The following is a 19,689-nucleotide window of genomic DNA, read 5'->3' as shown; positions in this document are numbered from 1 at the left end:
CGAATTGGGATTTCAAATCACAGATTTCGTATAGGTTACGAAGCGCGTATAGTCGTTGATATTACTTGGTAATCGCGATTTGGCTCCATGCGATGTTCATATACTGCTTTCCCCTGTCGCGCAAGTTGCTGATTAATCAGGGGAATCCTGAAACCGCACGCATGCGATAATCTTTCGAAAAAAACCGCGATTTCCCTGTAATTTCGCCTAAGTACGATAGGGCTTAGTTGATCGCATAGGTTGAGTTTTCGCAGGTCTGTAAGTTGCTGATTCTAATACGATATAATCGCATGGAAATTTTGGCAAAACATTATGTCAACTACGCGACTTCAGGCGTAATTTTCCACTCGCCGTTCGTGATTTGGTTTTCAATGAGCACCTTTATATTTTACCAGGAGATGGGGAGGTGTGTCAAATATTACTAGACAAGGCTGGTGAAATTTGGCGTTACAACGTAGATTCTTCGCTTCGCTCAGAATGACATAAGGGACTGATATCGTACGCTAACCGTCATCCTGAGCCGTAGGCGAAGGATCTACGTGCGCACGTGGAATTTGTCTATAATGGACGATTGGTGGTTGCAGGACGTAGATTCTTCACTTCGTTCAGAATGACAGTTTGCGGGCGACTGACAGCGTTATATCGCATTGATATCATACGATAAACCGTCATCCTGAGCCGCAGGCGAAGGATCTACGTGCGGATGGTGAATTTGGTGTGAATTGGCGGACAATAGTTAGGTATGGTGTCCCCTTAACTCGCCGGTTATCAGAGGTCGGTCGGCTTCAGGCTCCGCTCGACCTTCACGTTGCACAGTTTGCCGCTCTGGAAACTGAGCGTTACCGATCCGAAAAATCGGTCGGCGATGAGCTTTTCCAAATAGGCGATCAGCTTCTTCATACGAGCAGGATAAGGGTGCGATTTGAAAAGGGCAAGAACGGCAGATGGAAGTTTTTTCCCGCGTTTTCCCCCCCAAATTTCTGAATACAAGACCAAATAACAGAGATAGTGGTATCCAAGGATTTCTTCGCGGAAACGGTTGATTTTATGGCGAGAGAGGGGTACGATTAGGCATAGCAACGACGGTTTGCGCGAGATCAGAAAGTCGAAGGGTGGTTTTTGCCGTGCATGGTGCTTGAAAAGCCCGCTTCGGAATTTTAAACGGGGGATCCCGGAGAAATATTCAAGAAAGCGTAGGAGGTTCAAAATACATTATTGTTACAAGTGCGGTCGTTATTGCTCTGGGACTTGAAGCTGCAAAAGCAGTTCCAGTTGGGGACTACACGATGGTTTGGGCCCGCATGGTATTCATCGACGCAACTGTCATTGCGATTCCGATAATGTCCTGAATCATTTCCAGTCTTTCATCCCGAATGTCAATTTTTTTAAAAATTTAGTACAGGAGACAACTTACGATTTGTCCAAAACCAACCTTTTTCCTGAAATAAAACCAGAACCCACGTACTTGCTGCCTGAAAAATATCTTTTTCCTAAGTTTGATCCCAAACCTACATATGAGCCTCCAACAACAACCTTCAATATTAAACCGGACCCGCTGCCCGAATTACTAAGAAGAGGACCGGATCCAAATTGTCCATCCTGCCATGGCACCGGCATTTGCAATTATGACGGCTATACCGGCGCACCAAACTATTGTTGGTGCGATCGATGGTGACTCTGTATCCTTTGTCAGACGCATAATGTATTAGAGTATTTATCGTTTATCGTTCTTACCACTCAACGCTCCTTACCGGCAAACGCGCAGGTTTGTTTTCCTGCCGGGTGAGCGGTGCCCGCAGGGTCGAGGTGCTAGGGACTTCTTAATGCCCGGCCCTAATTCACCTTTCCGCTTTCAGTGATTAGCCGAAGGGCACGTCGGAGAAAGACGCTTTAAGAGACATGCCGATTTTAATTAAGATGTCCTTGGCGCATTTTAGACAGAAAGGGTTAATCGAGGGAGTTAATCGAGGGAGTTAATCGAGGGACACCATACTAATTAAAGTTAATCGAGGGACACCATACTAATTAAAGTATCTCCTAGCAAAAACTATTAAGATTATGTCCTATATATCAACGATTTAACATTTTCGGTTCTTAAGCTGGACTCATTCAGAAATAAGTATGATGTCCCCAGATTACCCCAAGTTGCTGATTAATCAGGGTAATCCTGAAACCGTACGCATGCGATAATCTTTCGAAAAAAACCGCGATTTCCCTGTAATTTCGCCTAAGTACGATAGGGCTTAGTTGATCGCATAGGTTGAGTTTTCGCAGGTTTGTAAGTTGCTAATTCTACTGCGATATAATCGTATGGAATTTTTGGCAAAACATTATGTCAACTACACGACTTCAGGCGTAATTTTCCAATCGCCGTTCGTGATTTAGATTTCAATGAGCACCACTATATTTTACCAGTGGATGAGGAGGTGTGTCAATGACTATTTGACTTTGGTGGCCCCAATGGCATTAGGCGCGGAAGGCACGTGACTTAATAAATGTTAAGAAACATTATGTTATGTAATAATTAAGTATGGTGTCCCCCGAACTCCTAATAGTTAGGGATGGTGTCCCCCTAACTCCTATGGGCGTCCCCTTAACTCTCTTCGGCTTTAAAAACGCACGGTTCTAATTTGCATGATGTTGTCTTCCAGTGTTGTAGTTTTGTTTTAGCCGTCGTTCATAGTTACAATAGCTATGCTTGCTAAGATTAGTTCTTATTTGAATAACCAGAGAGTAATGCTTATCAAAATCGCGGTCGAATGTTGATTCAGATACCGCTAGATCATTAACAATATCAGTGATATAAGATAATATCTTTGCTTTATATTGGAGTGACAGAAGGTTTTCTAAGCGTAGGGCATCCATTTGTTTCTGGGCGATGTCATTCCCATCGTAATTTAATGGATAAATCCACTGACCATGCGCAAGTTTATTCCTGAGTTCAATAATAGGCTTAAGGTCGTTTTCAAGGAGGCCAATCAATGTCGTGTATCTCGCGAAAACTGAATGGGGTAACGTTGTATCTGAAAGGGCAGCCCTAGGGACTTTATAGTGTTTTCGGAAAGCCAATTCAATTGCTTTCTGCCACTTGTCTATTTGTGTTGGTTGATCATAAATCAATTCAATATCTATGTCATTAAAAGCGTTAGGTTCAAATGTTAGCTTGCAAAGTCGGCACTCGGACCATACGCCAAGCAATAGGGCGAATAACCTCGTAAAGGAATCAACAATGGTTTTTTCGTCCTTGGAAATCGCTTTTCGAATTGAGCGAGCGACTTGAAGCATGCCGCTTTCAACGGATCTAAGGTTTTTAACATGAAACTTATAAATTTTCTCTTTTGATTTCATGCACTCACTTCGTGATTTCAGGTCACCAAAGGAGACCGGAATAATCGATACCCTTTGGTGACCGGGAATCGAACCCGATTAGACTCCCTTACGGGCGTGTTTCCATTACACCATCACCCTATAAAGAGAATACATAATTACTTTATCTCTGTCAAGATAAAAAACATAAAAACTAGAGCAAAAGGATCCAAATGAGGAAGGTCGAAGGGAGTGTCGCGAACTAGATGCACGCTGACGTGATCATTTACAGTATGTGATACGGCCGGCGAAACTTACATTACGTTGTCTACGTATATCTAGAAGAACTATTTTCTTCGTCCGAATTAACGTTAGGTTCTCGGTTCTCTTCTATCATGCCTCGTTTTTTACGCTCGGCGATATCGAAACCATCAGGAAATATTGTCTTCTCATTCCACTTAGCACCTTCCAGACTATTTACGTTCCAAAAGCTCTTTGTTCGCAAGTCAGCATTGCGGAGATCTGAGTTCTTTAAATTGGCTCCTGTAATGTCAGTTCCTTTCAGGTCAGATCTACAAAGTCTAGCATATTCAAATTTAGTATCGTATTTCTCAGAAGAAGAAAGGGGAGTTATGGGGACATGACACTTTATTATCGATTAAATCAGCTGATATTACTACAAATAACAGTATATATGGCTGACCGTCAATTAAGTATGATGTCCCCCGAACTCTCAAAAGTAACTGATAGATAAGCACTAATAGATTTATAGCGTCAACAGTCAATTAAGTTTCGTGTCCCCAAAACTCTGTTGGGTAATATGATGAGGAATCCCGGGGGCCACCACTCGCGATATCCGTGTCATGGGAAAAAGATAACAAAAACAGGTTGTTTGTCAATAATTAAGTATCGTGTCCCTGGAATTGTCCTGGAATTATCCGAGGCCATTTTGGACGGCAAGGAGCCGTCGGGCCTGTCGCTCGCCCGGCTACACCAGGGTTTTCCAGTCGAATGGGCGGAGCAGCGGAGGGAACTGGGATTCCCCGCGCTTGATTAGTCTGTTCATAGGTCCATGCCTGCTACGAAAAACACCGCCATCTCGTCATCCAACGACCAAATCAGGCCCGATCTATTTTTGGCGAGGCACACGCTGATGCCCCGATTTCTCCAGGCTGAACGACTCCATTACAAGCCGCAATCACCTTGCCCGATGTCCAATCATGCCCGATTCCTGGCCGGATTGAATTTTCGGAACCTACGGGTAGAAATAGTATTCGTGATTGCTCATTTACTAGAGAGCTTTTACGTAGTAATGAAGCTTTAGCGAAGTAGTGCGGTTATCGGTGTCACCGGAACTCCCTATTTGTATAACTCAAGGGTAGAAAACTTAAAAATAAATGAAGGATCTGTCATTGCGCCAAATTCGGTTAGGCTTGATTCACGAATAAAATCTTGATCACTCTGGATAAAAGTACCGCTAAATATTACTCTGTTGCCTTCAGACAGCTCGGCTAATACATGAAATAGTGGATTTGATTGATCAATTAGAGTGTTGGCCCCAATATCTGAAAAAGCGTTATTCCATGTTCCTAGCTTGATCCTGTCTTCACTTTCCATTTTTATATAAATATATGCTTTACCTTCGGAGTTAGTTCCCATGTTGTCGATTTTACCAATCCAATCCTTTACAGATCGCGAATTGGCCAGTGCGGTTTTTATTCCGTTTCTTCTCTGTGTGCGTAGAGCAGATTTTTTTAACTCATTTGGTGCACTTCTATATTGATGGAAAAATATTGTTACTGCATGCGTAAACGCCACTTGTTTTGCCGGTAATTCGATTGGAGTAGGAGTTGGTTGGGGTGTATGTATAACCGCTGAAGTCTTTGATGGGGTTTGATTTTTAACATCACTTAGTCGTACTCCAATAATAGCAAAGAAAAACAGTACACCAAGTATAATGACTAAAGATAGACATCCGGAGATATTTTTTTTTGGGCTCATCCGATTAATGCGTACTTCATCTGATGCAACGCATAGATTTTCAGCATGAAAAACTCCTTATCTCGAAAGCCATACGCTTGCCTTTGCATGGTTTTGATTTTGTTGTTGGTTCCTTCGAGCGGCCCGGTTGAGATCGGGTGTTCGTACCAAGCGTAGATTCCCCATCGGTGCATTCGGATGGTTTTGGCCATCTTGATCAGCATTCGGATTCCCGAGGCTTCGGCCCGTTCGCACCAGGATTCGAGAAACGCCCGTGCCGCCGGGATGTCGTCCTGTTCCCACATTTGGCGCAGTTCCTCGCGCATGTAATAGGCCGCGGCCAGCGGCTGATTCAGGTAAAAACCGTTACAAAAACATGTCGTATCGTATGACGCTTACCATAAGATGAAAATAATGTCAAGATATAAATTTGCAATGACTTCATCAATCGCAATTTAGTACCTGCTGCTCGCGCTACAGCTTCTCTTCTTTTTTGCCCTGTTCGTAGGCTTGGCGTTTTTCGGCGCCGAGGTATTCGGGGATCGGCACGTCCCACCAGCCAACGGCCGGGGAGCCGGTGTAGGGGTACTGCTCGCTGACCATCACCTCGACCAGGGCCGGTTTGCCCGCGTCCAGGGCGCGGCCAATGGCATCGGCGATCTGGTCGCCGCGCGCCACGCGTTCGGAGTGCCAGCCAAAGGCTTGGGCGCAGGCGGCAAAGTCCGGGGTGTAGCGTTGGCCGTCGGGTGTGGTAAACAGCGTGCCCGAGGCACGCTCAAGGCCGAAAGCGTCCATCTGCAAATCCGAGATCGCCAACCATCCGCGGTTGTTGGCCAGCACGACCACAACGTTGGTCCCCAGCTCGATTGCCGTGGCCATCTCCTGCATGGTCATCAGGAAATCGCCGTCACCCAGCAGCGCCACCACCTGGCGCTCGGGCCGCGCCAGTTTGGCGCCGATGGCCGCTGGCAGGGTCCAGCCCATGGCGCTAAAGCCCCCGGTGGTCAGGCAGGTGCCGGGCACGGAGAACGGGAACTCCTGGAGCATCTGCGCCTGGGTGTTGCCAGACGACGTAACCACAAAGGCATCGTCGGCCAGGGCCTGGCGCAGCTCGCTCAGCAGGCGCGAGATGGTCGGCGGCTCGAGCTCGCGCTCCACAAGCGTTCGCACGTAATCGAGCCACTGGGTGCGCAGCTTTGCCACGTGTGCGTGAAAATCGCTGCGGTCGATGGTCCGGCCCTCGAGCTTGGCGCTAATCGCGGGCAGTACGCCGCGCATGTCGCCCAGGATACCGACGTCGACCGGGTAGTTCTTGCCGATCTCCGCCGGGTCGAGGTCGACCTGGATCAGCTTGGTGCCGGGAATGCTGAAGCTCACGCCGTGGCGGTAGGAGGAGGAGGTCTCGTCGGCAAAGCGGCAGCCCACGGCCAGCAGCACGTCGGCCTTGGAGGTCAGCTCGAGCCCCACGCGCGTGCCCTTGGACCCGGTGTGCCAGCCGTAGAGCGGATCGGTCTCGTCAAAGCAACCCTTGCCCGCCATGGTCGTAACAACCGCCGCGCCCGAGGCGTGGGCCAGCTCGGCCAGCTCGTCGTAGGCCCGCGCAATGTGTACGCCGCCGCCGGCCAAAATCACCGGACGCTGCGCCGTAGCCAGCATCTCGGCCGCTCGCGCCACCAGCTGCGGGTCGCCGGGGCTGATCCCGCCGGTGCCCGGCACGTAGGGCTCGGGCAGCTCGACCTCGATGGTCTGGGCCTGGATGTCCATGGGCAGCTCAATGTGCACCGGGCCGGGGCGTCCGCTGAGCATGGTCTGGAACGCGCGTTTGACGGTCGAGGCCAGCAGCGCCACGTTGGATACGCGGAACGAGCGTTTTACCAGCGGCCGCAGCGCCTGGGCCAGGTCGTCGTCCTGCGTGCGCTCGACCTCCTGCAGCAGCCCTTTGCCGCGCATGTGCGTGTGCGCCGAGCCGGTGATGATTAAAAGCGCGCGCGAATCCACAAAGGCCGTGGCCGCGGCAATGGCCGTGTTCAGCGCGCCGGGGCCGATCGAGGTGAACATGCACAGCGGCTGGCCCGTGACGCGGTAATAGGCGTCGGCAGCGTGGCCGCCAGACATCTCCTGCTTGACCCCCAGCAGCTTGATGCGCTCCTCGCGCCCCACGAACGCGTCGGCCAGCGCCAGGCAGCCGTGCCCCGGAATGCCGAAGGCAAAGGGCACGTGGTGCCGGATCAACATCTCGACTACAATCTCGCCGCCGGTGAGTTTCATCGTCTGCTACCCCTGATTTTATTCGGACGCATCATCGCCCGGCTCGCCTCGCGTTTCAATCCGCGCGCCGTCCGCGGCCGACGACGCGTTGTCGGCGTAGAGCCGCAGGAAGCCCGTGCCGCGATCTTTGGCGGGCCGCTGCCAGGCTTTGGCGCGGCGCGTCATTTCGTCGTCGTCGACCAGCAGGTCCAGGGCCTTGGCCTCGAGGTCGATGCGCACCTGGTCGCCGTCGCGCACCAATGCCAGGGGTCCGCAATCCCAGGCCTCGGGGCAGATGTAGCCCACGCACGGTCCGCGCGTGGCCCCGGAAAAGCGGCCGTCGGTGACCATCGCCACCGAGGTGTGCAACCCTTGGCCCACGAGCATTGCCGCGGGCAGGCTCAGCTCGCGCATGCCCGGTCCGCCGCGCGGGCCCTCGTAGCGCACCACCAGCACGTCGCCGGGTTGCACCAGCCGCTCGCGCAGCAAATGCGTGACGTCCTCCTCGCAATCAGCCACCCGCGCCGGTCCCTGATGTACGCGCATTTGCGGATCGACCCCCGATTCCTTAACCACCGCGCCGTGCGGCGCAAGGCTGCCGCGCAGCACCACGATCCCGCCGCGCGGCTCGAGCGGATCGTCGATCGCATGAATGATCGTACCGTCGGGCTCGGGCGCATCGGCCGCGCGTTGGGCCAACGTGTGGCCCTCGATGGTCGGAACCGTTGCGTCGATGCGCGAACCCAATGCGCGCAGCAGCGTCGAGACCCCGCCCGCCGCGCCGAAGTCGCTTACAGTCAGCTCGGAACTGGGTTTGAATTTGCACAGCAGAGGCGTGTCAGCGCCCAATCGGTCGAAGTCGTCCAGCGATAGATCGTCGTCCAGCTCGCGGGCCAGGGCCAGCAGATGCAGCACCGCGTTGGCCGATCCGCCGCTGGCCTGGACCGTGCGCACCAAGTTGCGCAGCGAGCCCGCGCTCAAATGCCGCCGCGCAGTGGGGCCGCCATTGCGCGCCAGTTCGACAGCCAGCTCGCCCACGCGTCGCGCCATGTCGCGCAACGCCTCGCCGTTGGCCGCCACTGTGGCGTTGCCCGGCAGGCTCAGGCCCGCGGCCTCCACCAGCGTACACATCGTATTGGCGGTTCCCAGCATGTTGCACACGCCCGGGCCGGGACAGGCCGCCTCGCCCAGGGCGCGCAGCTCGTCAGCGCTCAGATCGCCGCGTTGGGCGCGGCCGATCCCCTCCTTGACGTCCGAGGCCACGGTCACGCGCCCGCCGAATTCTCCGACATCCATCAATCCGCCGGTGAGAAACAGCGTGGGCAGATCCAACCGCGCCGCGGCCATCAGCATGCCGGGCACGATCTTGTCGCACGAGCAGAGCATTACCAGTGCGTCAAATTGGTAGGCGCGGGCCGTGAGTTCCACCGACGCGGCCACCACCTCGCGCGAGGGAAGCACCGCGTGCATCCCCCGGCCCTGGCAGATCCCGTCGCACAGCGCGATGGTATTGAACTCCAACGCCGTGGCTCCGGCGTCGCGCACTGCGGACTTGACCAGGTCGGCCAGGCCGCGCAAATGCACGTGGCCGGGCACCAGCTCGTTCCATGAGTTGGCCACGCCGATCTTCAGCCCGGCGAACTTGTCCGCACCCACGCCGCAGGCGTGAAACAGTGCGCGGGCGTATGCTGAATCGATGTCGTACTTTTCCATTTGCTTCCTTTGGGGCGCCAATACTACAGCCGCGGCGCAACAGGTGTCAACATGTTGGTTTCAAAGGCTATTTGCCGCTTATCCGGCAGTGGACGCCACGCGCAGAACCGTTGACAGGCCCACGTTGCTGCGGGTACGCTCTATTGGAACCACGCCGCTGATGATAACCAGACGACTGCGAACCGATTGTGTGATGTAACGTAAACACTATGAATAATCCCGGCTGAAGATGACTCCCTTACGGGGCTCCTGGAAACCGCGAGTGTTTCACCATTTCGATTTCTTCGCGCCCTCGGGCCTGGAGCAAGGACTGGACCTGTCCGATGACGAGCTGGCCGATCAGCTTGACGGCACCAAGAGCTCGGCGCTGTTTTTGGGAACCTACAGCGCTACTCAGGTACGCGAGGCGCTCGAACGGTTCGGCATCACGGCCAAGCTCGCGGCCCGCGGATACCAAGACCTGAAGATCAGCTACACCGACCACGGCCCCTACGCCTATCGGATGACCATCGAGCACCCCCAAGACGACGAGTACTGCCTGCTGGGCGAGGTGATCGTCAAGGAGGGTTCGTTCACTCCCAAGGTCAAATTCCTCGAGGGGCACGACCTACAGCAGATGGACTTGCTGGTAATCGAGTGGATGCTGATGCAGGACCAACGCCGCGAGTTCGGCGAGCACAAGCCGCGGCTGCCCGGCCAAAACCACCCCGGCCTGGGCGTGGGCAACGAGGTGGTGCACCTGCTCAACGCGCTGACCAAGCTGCTGTCCAAAGAGGGGCTGCTCAACTTCCCGGAGTACATCAACAACGCTTTGATCTACTCCGAGTTCTTCGACTTTTTCGACCCGCGCAAGCAGGCCGAGATGTCGGCGATCTGGCGCGATATGAGCGAGCTGGGGATGGACCTGAGCCAGGTCTCGTGGGCGGTCTACCTCGAATGCGTGCGCGACGCGGAATCGGGCGAGGCGGTCAAGTGGTTCGCCGAGGAGCAGATCAAGCCGCACTCCCCGCGGATCAAGGCCTATTTCAACGATCCCGAGTACGCCGAGGCGGTGCAGACCTTTCTGGATAACATGCGCTATGAGCTCGACACGACCAAGTTCGAGGAGAAGTATCCAGCCCGGCACAAGATCGTCTGGTAGCCCTTGTCGCTATCGCTATGAGACTCGACCTTAATAAACCGATCGCGCGTAGTGCGCTGATCGCACCGGCCGCGTTGCTGCTGCTGCTGGCGCTGTGCGTTGCGTGCTGGATCAACCTAAGCTGGGCGGCCCTGGACCTGAACCCGTTGCCGCCGGAACTGGACAGCTTCAAGTACTCGGTCAACGCCCGTCAGATTGCACATCAGGCGCTGAGCGTATCGGACCGGCCCGACCTCGCCACACTGATCCAGGCTTGGCACGGACTGCCGTTGCGCGTGTTCAACGCCTGGGTGCTGCTCCCGGCCTGGCTGACCACGCGCCTGGGTCCCGGACGAACGGCCGAGGTCGCGGCGTTGCTCCCCGCGCTGATTTTGCTGGTGCTGGCTGCCGCGGCATTGGGACGCACGCTGTTGGGTCCGGCCCAAGGCCTGCTCGCCGCTCTGATCGTACTGGCCTTCCCCGCGATCCTGGGCTTTACCCGCGTGATGCACCTCGAGGTCAGCGCCATGGCCCTGGCCGCCTGGCTGCCGCTGGCCGCCTGGCGCATGCGCGCCGGGTTCAGGCCGTTGACCGCGATCTTCACCGGCTTGCTGCTCAGCGCCGGAATGCTCGTACGCTACGAGTTCCCGATCTACGCCCTGCCCGCGATCGTTGCCGGGCTGTGCGCCGTGTTACTCGAGCTGCGGCGCTCGCGCGACCGGCTGCGGCACACCGGCAGGGTTGGGCTCAACCTATTTTTATCCCTGGCGAGCTTCGGCCTGGGCCTGTGGCTCTACTTTCAAATCGTACCCTCCGGGTCGCTGGCGATTTTACGCGCCGGCCTGTCCGAGGGACCGTTCGCGCCCGAGTTCAGCCTGCCCGGTGCGCTGGGCGCCCTGCCCTTTCTGGCCCTGCCGGTCGAGCTGTTCCGAGTAAGCATCGAACCCTGGTGGGCCCTGGCCGCCATTGCCTCCATGCCCCTGGCCCTGAGTCGAGCGAACCGCAAGCGCCGTGCCGCGGCGTTCCTGGTCGCGTACTGCCTGGCCGCCCTGGCGTTCCTCAGCGCATGGCCCAACCGCGAATCGCGACGGCTGCTGTTGGTGCTGCCCGCCCTGGCCGTGCTGATCAGCGTGGGACTCGTGCAGGCGCGCGCCCTGCTTCCCAAACGTCGGGCATTGATGGCAACCGCCGCAATCTGTGTGGCGCTTGGCTTGGGCTGGGTCCGGGTCTTGGATCTGAGCTTCGACCCTCAGGTCGGGCGCTCGCGCAGTTTCGTGTTCGAGCAGGACGTACCGCGTTCGCCGCGCGGATTCGAGCGCGCGTCCCTGGACATCACCTGCGCCCTGCTGCGTCACGGGCAGTGGCCGCAAAGTTCAAGCGCGGCAATCATGGGCACGGTCAGCGTGGAGCCCGCCGAGGTGATGCTCTACAGCGCGTATTACGGCATGAGCATCGTGCCGATCTACAGCTACGAGCACGTGGGGATCGAGCACAATCCGTTGTTCTATCGCCTGGGCCCACCCCTTGGTCTGATCCTCACACCGGATCGCGAGCCGTGCGGTCCGATCACCCGGCGCGAAGATTTCGGCTATGTGCCCGCGCAACAGCTCGATGAGCTGTGCGCCGACCTGCCGCCCTATCGGTCAGTGGACGCGGTTGCGGACGCTGAGGGAAAACAGGTCTACGTCCTCAGGCACCTTTGAGGTGCCCGCATGGCACGCGGGCGGACCATAGTCATAACTCCACGATCTTCTCCGCGGCGCGGGGTGGGTGGCGCTGCGACCAGCGTGCTTTGCGAGTTTTGTGGCGGCTCCAAGCCGCCCAGGCGAGCCCTACATATAAAGATCGATTTCTCGATCTTTATCCCGCCGCTCTACAATTTGAGCTTGAGCGATCCGTAATAGCCGGTGGGCGGCATGTCGCAATCGCCGTCCCCTTCGCGGTCCCACTTGTACCCCAGCCAGTTATCGACCTTGAACCCCAGCTCCACGTGGCGGCCGATGCGCTGATAGATCCGCGCGCTGGTGCTGAAGCGCTCGTCCGCCGTGTACCAGCGTCCGCCCATGCCGATGTAGTCACGCTGGGACTGATACTGCGCGCCGACGTGTCCGCCCAGGCCCCAGGGCTCGATCTCCCAGAACAGCCGCGCCGAGGCGTTGTGCTTGGGAGTAGTGCCCAACGGCTGGTCTTCGTCCAGGTCGCGCGTCTCGCTGTAGGTGTAGCTCAGTTGCAGCCCGACCCAGTCGTGGGGATAGACGCCGACCGACCCCTCGGCCCCGTAAATCCGCGCGCTTTTGAGGTTGGTGTAGGTCATCAGCGGCAGGCCGCTGACGTAGTCGTCCTCGAGCACGGTGGTGTAGATCATCTCCTCGATCTCGTACTGGAAGTATCCGCCGCAGATCCGTGCGTACTCGAAAATCGACTGTTCGAGCTCGGCGTTGAATCCCCAGGCCTGTTCGGGCTCGAGCTGCTCGTTGCCGGTCATGTAGTAACCCGAATGGCGGAAGGTCGGCCGATAGAGCTGCGAGAGCGTTGGCGCCAGAAACGCCCTGCCCGCGCTTAAGCGCAGCGCGGTGCTCGGTCCGAGCTTGGCCAGGGTCGAAAGCTTGGGGTTGGTCTCCACGCCCCATGTGTCGTGATAGTCCACACGCACGCCGGGCACGATCGACCAGCGACCGCCCAGCAGAAACAGCTCGTCCTGCAAATAGGCCGAAAGCACTGTTTGAAATGCGTCGTAGGCCTGCTCGGCGTCGGTCATCGAGCTGGTCTCGAACGCCGAGTAGTCCAGTTGCTCGTGACGCCAGGCGAGCCCGGCGCTGAGCAGGTTCCAGCCGGCCAGCAGGTACGAGGAGTTGAGCTGCGCGTCGAAATCATCGCCGACCGTGGTGTTGCCCTTGTTCGAGGTGCCCTTGATGTAGTCCGGCGGAGGCACGGGATTAATCACGTAGGTCGTGGAGAACTCGCGATAGCGGAACGTGCGGCGAAAGTATCCCAGGTCCAGATCGACGCTGAGTCGTCCGATGTCGAGCTGCGCGCCGACCAGGCCGGACAGTCGCGTTTTGTTGTCCGAGACCGTGCCGTAGTCGGTGTCGCTGAGCTGGTTGTCCTCCCAGTGGTAGCGCGACTGGGCCCGCAGTTTGAGGTGCTCGCCGGCGCGCGCCGTGAGCTTGCCGAAGACGTCGTTGAGCTCGTAGGGATGCCCGCGGTGGTAGGGCTTGGGCAGGGTGTCGACCACGCCCTTGCCCATCTGGATCAGCGAACGCGCGGCGTTGGCGTCGATCCAGCCGTCGGACTGCTCGCGGTTGAAGTTCAGCACCCAACCCATGGGACCGGCGGACCAGGAGTGAAAAACGTTACCGCCGAAGGTATAGAAGCTGCCCGCGCCGAGCTCGAACTCGGCGCGCGGCTTGCGGGTCGGGTTGTGGGTCAGGATGTTGACCACGCCGCCCACGGCGTCCGAGCCGTAGAGCGAGCTGGCCGGTCCCTTAACTACCTCCACACGGCGGATCAGCCGCGCGGGGATCAGTTCGAGGTCGGGCGCGCGCATGGTCCAGGGCACGCGCTGGCCGTCGACCAGGATCAGCACGCGGTCGGTGGGCAGGCCTTGCAGGTTGACGCCCGATCCCGGGCCGCCGCGACTGGCCGACTCGTAGTCGTCGACGAACACGCCGGGCACGCTCTGGATCGCATCGCCCGCGTCAACAGCGCCCGCGGCCTCGATCTCGTCGCCCTCGACGATCGAGATCGGCACCGGCGCATCGGATAGCTCGTGCGGCGTTCGTGTGCCGGTGACCACCAGCTCGGGCAGCTCGACGTCGTTGCCCTCGCCCTGGTCCTGATCGTCGTCGTCGTCGTTCTGTTCTTGATCCGCGGCAATCGCCGCCGCCGGCATTAATACGCACAGCATAGCCACGGCCGCGGCCAGCAGCGCCATCGGACAATAGGTTTTTATTCCCAGGATGTTCACGCTACGCTGCCTTGATTGCCTGTTGCGCGGCTCAGTTGTCGACCAGCATGAAGTCGCGGGTCGCCATTTGCCCGCTGACGATGGTGGTCTGGCCAAAGGTCATGTCGCGCGGATCCACGTCGTTCATGCTCGGACCGTCCTCGGGGTTCACGTCGAGGTAGGCGGCCATGCGCCACTCGCCGGGCACCTCGGACTCAACGCGGTACTCAAAGGCAAATCCGCTCTCGGGCACCGGAACCTGAAACGAGTGGTCCGGCGCGCTGGTGGGAAACGGCAGCGGCGTGTCCCACAGACCGATCACCACGTTCTCGCCCACGGCCGCGCCGTCGTAGACCAACACGCCCTTGACCCCGGTGACGTCGTCGTCATCGTCGTCGTCGTCGTCGTCATCATCGTCGTCGTCCGCGATCTGATCCGGGTCGAGGAAGTTGAAGTCGATCACGTTGTCGCCGGCCACGATCTGGCTGGGCTCCTCGGGGATGTCCAGCGGATCGAGCTCGGGATTCATGCCCAGGCCGTCGTCCGGGTCGACGTCGATCAGCGCCAACACGTAGAGCGGCCCGGTGCGATCCAGGCCCGCGCGATAGGAGAAGGGGAATCCGCTTTGCGGCACGTCGACGTAGGTGAAGTACAGCGGCGCCGATGTCATCGGCCACTGGTCGGCGATGGCGATCATCACCTGCGCGCCCACGGCGTCGCCCTCGTAGGACATTGTGCCGCTGATTGTGGCCGGAAAATTGCTCCAATCGTCGTCGTCGTTGTCATCGTCGTCATCGTCGCCAGAGCACGCGGGCAAGGCAATGATCCAGATCAGCGCCGCAAGCAGCGTCACGATTGCAAACAACCAAGTAAGCTTGTTACGTTTCATTTTAGCCAATTCTGTCTAGGGGTGGTCGGAGTGTACGCTCACTGCCACCAGAAATCGACGTCCTCGGGATCGAGCAGCGTGAAGTCGCGCTGGTTGACTCCCTGGACCAGAGTCTGTTTGGTCTCGCCCTCGTCGGGCATATCCATCGGGTCGATCTCGCTGTTCATTGCCACGCCGTCCATCGGGTCGACGTCGAGGAACGAGGCCAGAAAATAGTCGCCGACGTAGTTCAGCTCGATCTCGTAGGCCATGGGAAACCCGCCATCGGGCACGGTCACCCTGATGAACTGTTGGGGCGGGCTGGTCATCGGCCACTCGTTGATCAGGCCGATCACGATCTCCTCGCCCACAGCGTCGCCGTCGTACTGGATCGTCCCGGCCAGGGTTCCGAGCACCTCGCTGTCGTCGTCGTCGTCATCGTCGCCGGACGAACCGCTGCCGCACGAGGCCGCCAGCAGCAGCGCCGTCAATAGCGAGAAGACAACGATGTATATCGCTCTGCTGCTCATCATTTCTCCTAATCAGGCTGCGCGTGGCAACCGGCTGGGCGCAAATTCCGTTGCTAATATAATGAAAAGCACATACAGGCACAATGAGCCCGCTTGAGTGAACGGCAAGATGACATGTAGGATGCGGGGCATTACCCGTATCATTCATGATGGTTCGTAAGCGAGGAGCGCATTGATGTTCAAAACGAGAATAACCGAGCTGCTGGGCATCCAATATCCGGTTATCGGCGGCACGATGATGTACTTAAGCTACCCCGAGCTCACCGCGGCGATCAGCGAGGCCGGCGCCCTGGGAATTCTGGCCTCGGCCAACTACAAACAGATGCCGCAGTTCCGCGACGCGCTTAAGCAGACCAAGGACCTGACCGACAAACCTTTCGCAGTCAACCTCAACATGTTCCCCGCGATCCAGCAGGCGGACAACAACCTCTACCTGGACGAAATGGAGCGCGAGGGAATCAAGATCGTCGAGACCTCGGGCCACAAGGCGCCCGATGATCTGGTGGGCCGGATCCACGACGCGGGCATGCTGCTGATCCACAAGTGCGTGGCTCCGCGCTACGCGCGCAAGGCCGAGTCGGTGGGCGTGGACGCCGTGGCCGTGGTCGGCTGGGAGAACGGCGGCGCCACCGGAGTACTCGACCTGGCCACGAGCATACTGATCCCGCGCACAGTGGACTCGGTCTCGCTGCCGTTGATCGGCGGCGGCGGCGTGGGCGACGGCCGCGGACTGGCCGCGATGCTGGCCCTGGGCGCTGATGCGGCGATCATCGGCACGCTGCTGCTGTCGGCCGAGGAGGCGAAGATCCACCCGCGGGTGCGCGAGGAGCTGATCCGGCTGCAGGAGCACGAGACCACGTTGATCCTGCGCTCGCTGCACAACACCCACCGCGTGGCCGACACCGAGGTTGCGCACAAGGTGCAGCAGATGGAGGAAGAACAGGCTGACATCGAACAACTGCTGCCCCTGATCTCCGGGGCCAAATCGCAGGCCCTGTGGCAGGATGGGAACCTGGATGCCGGCGTGCTGTGGCTGGGCCAGGCCGTGGGCTTTATCAAAGAGATCAGGCCGATCAAGGTCTTGATTGAGGAGATGGCGCAGCAGGCCGAGCAAAGCCTCAAGCGCATGCGTGGACTTTTCGGGGCGGATTGATGTACCGCCTGGGAGAGTATCAAACAGCGCAACGCGAGCGACTGAAGCAAATGACGGACCAACGCTTTTTTGAGCGCATGCAGCACATGGACCACACTCTGTGGACCGACGAACCAAAGGACTGTGCTGACAAGCTCGGTTGGCTCTGGGCGCCCACCACGCGCCGGGTCGACCTGCAACGCATCCGTGATCTGACCCAAAAGCTTCTCCAGGAGGGCATTACCCACGTGGTTCTGCTGGGCATGGGCGGCTCGAGCCTGGCGCCGCAGATGTTCTCGTCGATCCTGGGCAGCACTGCGGGCTACTTGCAGTTCACGCTGCTGGACACCACCGACCCGGGCGCGATCCTCGACTGCGCCCGCTCGCTGGAGCTGGCGCAGACCGTGTTCGTGGTCTCGACCAAGTCCGGCGGAACGATCGAGACGCTCTCGCTGTTCAAATTCTTCCACGGGATGTACGTGCGGGCCCTGGGCGCGACTAAGGCCGGCGAGCACTTCGTGGCGATCACCGACTCCGGGAAGCAGCTTGAGAAGCTGGCCGGCGAGCTGGGGCTGCGCGATTGCTTTATCAACGACCCGCAGGTCGGCGGCCGCTACTCGGCCCTGACCTACTTCGGCCTGGTGCCCGCGGGCCTGATCGGCGTAGACCTCGAACGGCTGCTGGAACCGGCCGCGCGCCTGGCCGTTGATCCCGGGCCCGGGCTGGAGCTCGGCGCGGCCCTGGGCGAACTGGCGCTGGCCGGACGCGACAAATTAACCCTATTGCTCTCCCCCCAGCTGGCCGCGCTGGGCGACTGGCTCGAACAGCTAATCGCCGAGAGCACCGGCAAACACGGCCAAGGCATTTTGCCGATCATCCACGAGCCGATCGCCGCGGTCGACGAATACGGATCGGATCGCGTGTTCGTGCGCATCGGTCTTGCCGGGGACGTACCGCACCAAGCCCTGTGCAGCTCCCTGGTCGAACGCGGCCACCCGCTGATCAGCTTCCGGCTGCACGATGTCTACCAGCTGGGAGAGCAGATCATGCTCTGGGAGCTGGCAACGGCCGCGACCTGCCACGTGCTGGGAGTCAACCCCTTTGACCAGCCGGACGTAGAATCGGCCAAGGCCGTGGCGCGGGAACTGACCGCCGAGTACATCCGCACCGAGTCCTTGGAATCGGCGGACAAGGCCCTGCCCCCACTGCTGACCGACGAGGCGCAAATCAGCGCCGTCCTGTCGAAGTTTGCGCAAAGCTGCCCGCAGGGCGGCTACTTGGCGTTGCAGGCCTACGTCGATCCCCGGCCGCAGACCTATGCCGCGCTGAACAAGCTGCGCGGCCGCCTGTTCGCAATCAATCCCGTGGCCACCACCGCGAGCTTCGGCCCGCGCTATTTGCACTCGACAGGACAGCTGCATAAGGGCGGACCGAACAACGGCGTGTTCGTGCAAATCATCTCCAGGGCCGAACTGGACGTGCCGATCCCAGACGAGCCCGGCGGGATCAGTTCAAACGTCAGTTTCGCCGTATTGAAACACGCCCAGGCCATGGGCGATTGTCGCGCGCTGCTAAAGTGCGGCAGGCACGTGCTGCGCATCGGCCTGGGACCTGATCCGGCCACACAAATCGAGCGCATCGCCGCGGCGATTGGCAACGACGGCTAACCCGGATAATTAGCGCGGGTAAAAAAAAGGGCCGGCGCAAGGCCGGCCCTTTTAAGCTCTCGTGTAGTCCGATCAGTCTTTTGCATTCCTGCGATAGACGATCCAGTAGACAACGCCCACGAATCCGGAACCACCGATGATGTTACCGATGGTTACAGGCAGCAGGTTGCCGATGAAGAATTTCCCCCAGGTCAGGTTGGCCAGCGCCACATCCTTGGCCGCTGCCAAGTACTCGGGGCTCGCACCGGACTTGATGAACAGGCCGGCCGGGATGAAGTACATGTTGGCAACACAATGCTCAAACCCGGCGGCGACAAACGCTGCGATCGGGAAGATGATTGCCAGGATCTTGCCTTCGACGCTACGCGCCGAGAAGCACAGCCACACGGCCAGGCAGACCAGCGCGTTACAGAAAATGCCGCGGGTCAGCGCCACGACGAAGGTCAAACCGGCTTTGCCGCCGGCGATATTGACGGCCGTGATACCCAATGCTCCACCAGCACCGGTCTCCCAGGTGCGGGTGAGGTACATCAAGTAGGCTGTCAGCACTGAGCCGATTAAGTTGCCCACGTAGACGATCACCCAGTTGCGCAGCAGCTTGGACATCGGCAGCTTTTTGCTGGCAACGGCCATCACGATCAAGTTGTTGCCGGTGAAAAGTTCCGCGCCCGCAACTACTACCAGGATTAAACCCAGGCAGAACGCCAAGCCACCGAGCAGCTTGGTAATGCCATAAGGCAGATCGCCACCGTTGGTGACCGCAGTTGTGCAGAACACGGCGCCCATCGCGATGAAGGCGCCAGCCAGAATGGCAAGGAAAAACATGGAAATCGCGTCCATGTTACCCTTTGCCACTCCGACGTTCTCGGCCTTGTTCGCCATCGCAGCCGGGATCAAAGCGTCAAAAGAGATTTTCTCGCTCATCACTCGCTCCCTTTTTGTTTCATCGGGTTGTTTTTTCAATCATGGGCTCACGCTACTTGTTGCCCGATCATCTAGTCAGACATATCGCCAGTTGCCGATAATTTATGTCTGCTTTCTGTGATTGGTATAGGTGGCTACCAAACCGCCTTATGAATGAGCCCTCATTCACTGCGCGGGAGTCTAGCTTTTATTTGCGATTCCGACAAGCTCGATTTGATATTGTTTTTTTCTTTTGGTTTGTTACCGGCTCTTAACG

At 58.0% G+C, this 19,689-nt stretch carries 14 protein-coding genes; 4 read left to right on the top strand and 10 right to left on the bottom strand.

Annotated features, from left to right (window positions below; genetic code table 11):
- Positions 1 to 768: 768 nt before the first annotated feature.
- The 6 genes from P9M14_11025 to ilvD form a co-directional block, all read right to left on the bottom strand.
- Positions 769 to 900, bottom strand: a complete 132-nt coding sequence (locus tag P9M14_11025; protein MDP8256272.1) for a hypothetical protein — start codon at positions 898 to 900, stop codon at positions 769 to 771.
- A 1,725-nt stretch (positions 901 to 2,625) separates the two neighbouring features.
- Positions 2,626 to 3,348: a hypothetical protein gene (locus P9M14_11020; GenBank protein ID MDP8256271.1), complete on the bottom strand. Its 723-nt coding sequence runs from the start codon at positions 3,346 to 3,348 to the stop codon at positions 2,626 to 2,628.
- A gap of 1,317 nt (positions 3,349 to 4,665) precedes the next feature.
- Complete coding sequence (locus tag P9M14_11015) at positions 4,666 to 5,307, bottom strand: hypothetical protein (GenBank protein ID MDP8256270.1); 642 nt, start codon at positions 5,305 to 5,307, stop codon at positions 4,666 to 4,668.
- Positions 5,304 to 5,630: a transposase gene (locus P9M14_11010; protein ID MDP8256269.1), complete on the bottom strand. Its 327-nt coding sequence runs from the start codon at positions 5,628 to 5,630 to the stop codon at positions 5,304 to 5,306. The genes P9M14_11015 and P9M14_11010 overlap by 4 nt, the downstream gene beginning before the upstream one ends.
- A 130-nt stretch (positions 5,631 to 5,760) precedes the next feature.
- Positions 5,761 to 7,554, bottom strand: a complete 1,794-nt coding sequence (locus tag P9M14_11005; protein ID MDP8256268.1) for a thiamine pyrophosphate-binding protein — start codon at positions 7,552 to 7,554, stop codon at positions 5,761 to 5,763.
- 18 nt (positions 7,555 to 7,572) lie between these two features.
- On the bottom strand, positions 7,573 to 9,246 hold the full coding sequence (gene ilvD / locus P9M14_11000; protein MDP8256267.1) for a dihydroxy-acid dehydratase: 1,674 nt from the start codon (positions 9,244 to 9,246) through the stop codon (positions 7,573 to 7,575).
- Positions 9,247 to 9,508: 262 nt separating this feature from the next.
- Here ilvD and P9M14_10995 point away from each other — a divergent pair, with 262 nt between their 5' ends.
- On the top strand, positions 9,509 to 10,387 hold the full coding sequence (locus tag P9M14_10995) for a hypothetical protein (GenBank protein MDP8256266.1): 879 nt from the start codon (positions 9,509 to 9,511) through the stop codon (positions 10,385 to 10,387).
- Positions 10,388 to 10,404: 17 nt separating this feature from the next.
- The gene (locus P9M14_10990; protein MDP8256265.1) at positions 10,405 to 12,069 is read left to right on the top strand and encodes a hypothetical protein; all 1,665 of its coding nucleotides are present in this window, start codon (positions 10,405 to 10,407) and stop codon (positions 12,067 to 12,069) included.
- A 170-nt stretch (positions 12,070 to 12,239) separates the two neighbouring features.
- Here the strand turns inward: P9M14_10990 and P9M14_10985 are convergent, their stop codons facing one another.
- From P9M14_10985 to P9M14_10975, 3 genes are read right to left on the bottom strand one after another with little or no spacing between them, the layout of a single operon-like run.
- Complete coding sequence (locus P9M14_10985) at positions 12,240 to 14,333, bottom strand: TonB-dependent receptor (GenBank protein ID MDP8256264.1); 2,094 nt, start codon at positions 14,331 to 14,333, stop codon at positions 12,240 to 12,242.
- Positions 14,334 to 14,364: 31 nt separating this feature from the next.
- On the bottom strand, positions 14,365 to 15,201 hold the full coding sequence (locus tag P9M14_10980; protein ID MDP8256263.1) for a hypothetical protein: 837 nt from the start codon (positions 15,199 to 15,201) through the stop codon (positions 14,365 to 14,367).
- 38 nt (positions 15,202 to 15,239) lie between these two features.
- Positions 15,240 to 15,710 carry a hypothetical protein gene (locus P9M14_10975; GenBank protein MDP8256262.1) on the bottom strand — a complete coding sequence of 157 codons (471 nt, stop codon included), beginning with the start codon at positions 15,708 to 15,710 and terminating at the stop codon, positions 15,240 to 15,242.
- A gap of 175 nt (positions 15,711 to 15,885) precedes the next feature.
- Here P9M14_10975 and P9M14_10970 point away from each other — a divergent pair, with 175 nt between their 5' ends.
- Positions 15,886 to 16,863 carry a nitronate monooxygenase gene (locus P9M14_10970; GenBank protein MDP8256261.1) on the top strand — a complete coding sequence of 326 codons (978 nt, stop codon included), beginning with the start codon at positions 15,886 to 15,888 and terminating at the stop codon, positions 16,861 to 16,863.
- Entirely contained in the window at positions 16,863 to 18,509 is a 1,647-nt protein-coding gene (locus P9M14_10965) for a hypothetical protein (protein MDP8256260.1), read from the top strand. Before P9M14_10970 ends, P9M14_10965 begins: the two co-directional genes overlap by 1 nt.
- A 72-nt stretch (positions 18,510 to 18,581) precedes the next feature.
- Here the strand turns inward: P9M14_10965 and P9M14_10960 are convergent, their stop codons facing one another.
- Positions 18,582 to 19,433, bottom strand: a complete 852-nt coding sequence (locus P9M14_10960) for a formate/nitrite family transporter (GenBank protein MDP8256259.1) — start codon at positions 19,431 to 19,433, stop codon at positions 18,582 to 18,584.
- Positions 19,434 to 19,689: the final 256 nt, after the last annotated feature.

Origin of the sequence: Candidatus Alcyoniella australis, assembly GCA_030765605.1 — a bacterium.
GTDB classification, from domain to species: domain Bacteria; phylum Lernaellota; class Lernaellaia; order JAVCCG01; family Alcyoniellaceae; genus Alcyoniella; species Alcyoniella australis.
The sequence above is the reverse complement of the archived record's forward strand: the minus strand, read 5'-3'. Positions and strand labels throughout refer to the sequence as shown.

What these genes read in the sequence shown, in the direction of transcription:
- P9M14_11020 (MDP8256271.1), bottom strand. Translation starts at nt 3,348, where the DNA reads ATGAAATCAAAAGAGAAAATTTATAAGTTTCATGTTAAAAACCTTAGA.
- P9M14_10975 (MDP8256262.1), bottom strand. Translation starts at nt 15,710, where the DNA reads ATGAGCAGCAGAGCGATATACATCGTTGTCTTCTCGCTATTGACGGCG.
- P9M14_10970 (MDP8256261.1), top strand. Translation starts at nt 15,886, where the DNA reads ATGTTCAAAACGAGAATAACCGAGCTGCTGGGCATCCAATATCCGGTT.
- P9M14_10980 (MDP8256263.1), bottom strand. Translation starts at nt 15,201, where the DNA reads ATGAAACGTAACAAGCTTACTTGGTTGTTTGCAATCGTGACGCTGCTT.
- P9M14_11025 (MDP8256272.1), bottom strand. Translation starts at nt 900, where the DNA reads ATGAAGAAGCTGATCGCCTATTTGGAAAAGCTCATCGCCGACCGATTT.
- P9M14_10965 (MDP8256260.1), top strand. Translation starts at nt 16,863, where the DNA reads ATGTACCGCCTGGGAGAGTATCAAACAGCGCAACGCGAGCGACTGAAG.
- P9M14_10960 (MDP8256259.1), bottom strand. Translation starts at nt 19,433, where the DNA reads ATGAGCGAGAAAATCTCTTTTGACGCTTTGATCCCGGCTGCGATGGCG.
- ilvD (MDP8256267.1), bottom strand. Translation starts at nt 9,246, where the DNA reads ATGGAAAAGTACGACATCGATTCAGCATACGCCCGCGCACTGTTTCAC.
- P9M14_11015 (MDP8256270.1), bottom strand. Translation starts at nt 5,307, where the DNA reads ATGAGCCCAAAAAAAAATATCTCCGGATGTCTATCTTTAGTCATTATA.
- P9M14_10990 (MDP8256265.1), top strand. Translation starts at nt 10,405, where the DNA reads ATGAGACTCGACCTTAATAAACCGATCGCGCGTAGTGCGCTGATCGCA.
- P9M14_11005 (MDP8256268.1), bottom strand. Translation starts at nt 7,554, where the DNA reads ATGAAACTCACCGGCGGCGAGATTGTAGTCGAGATGTTGATCCGGCAC.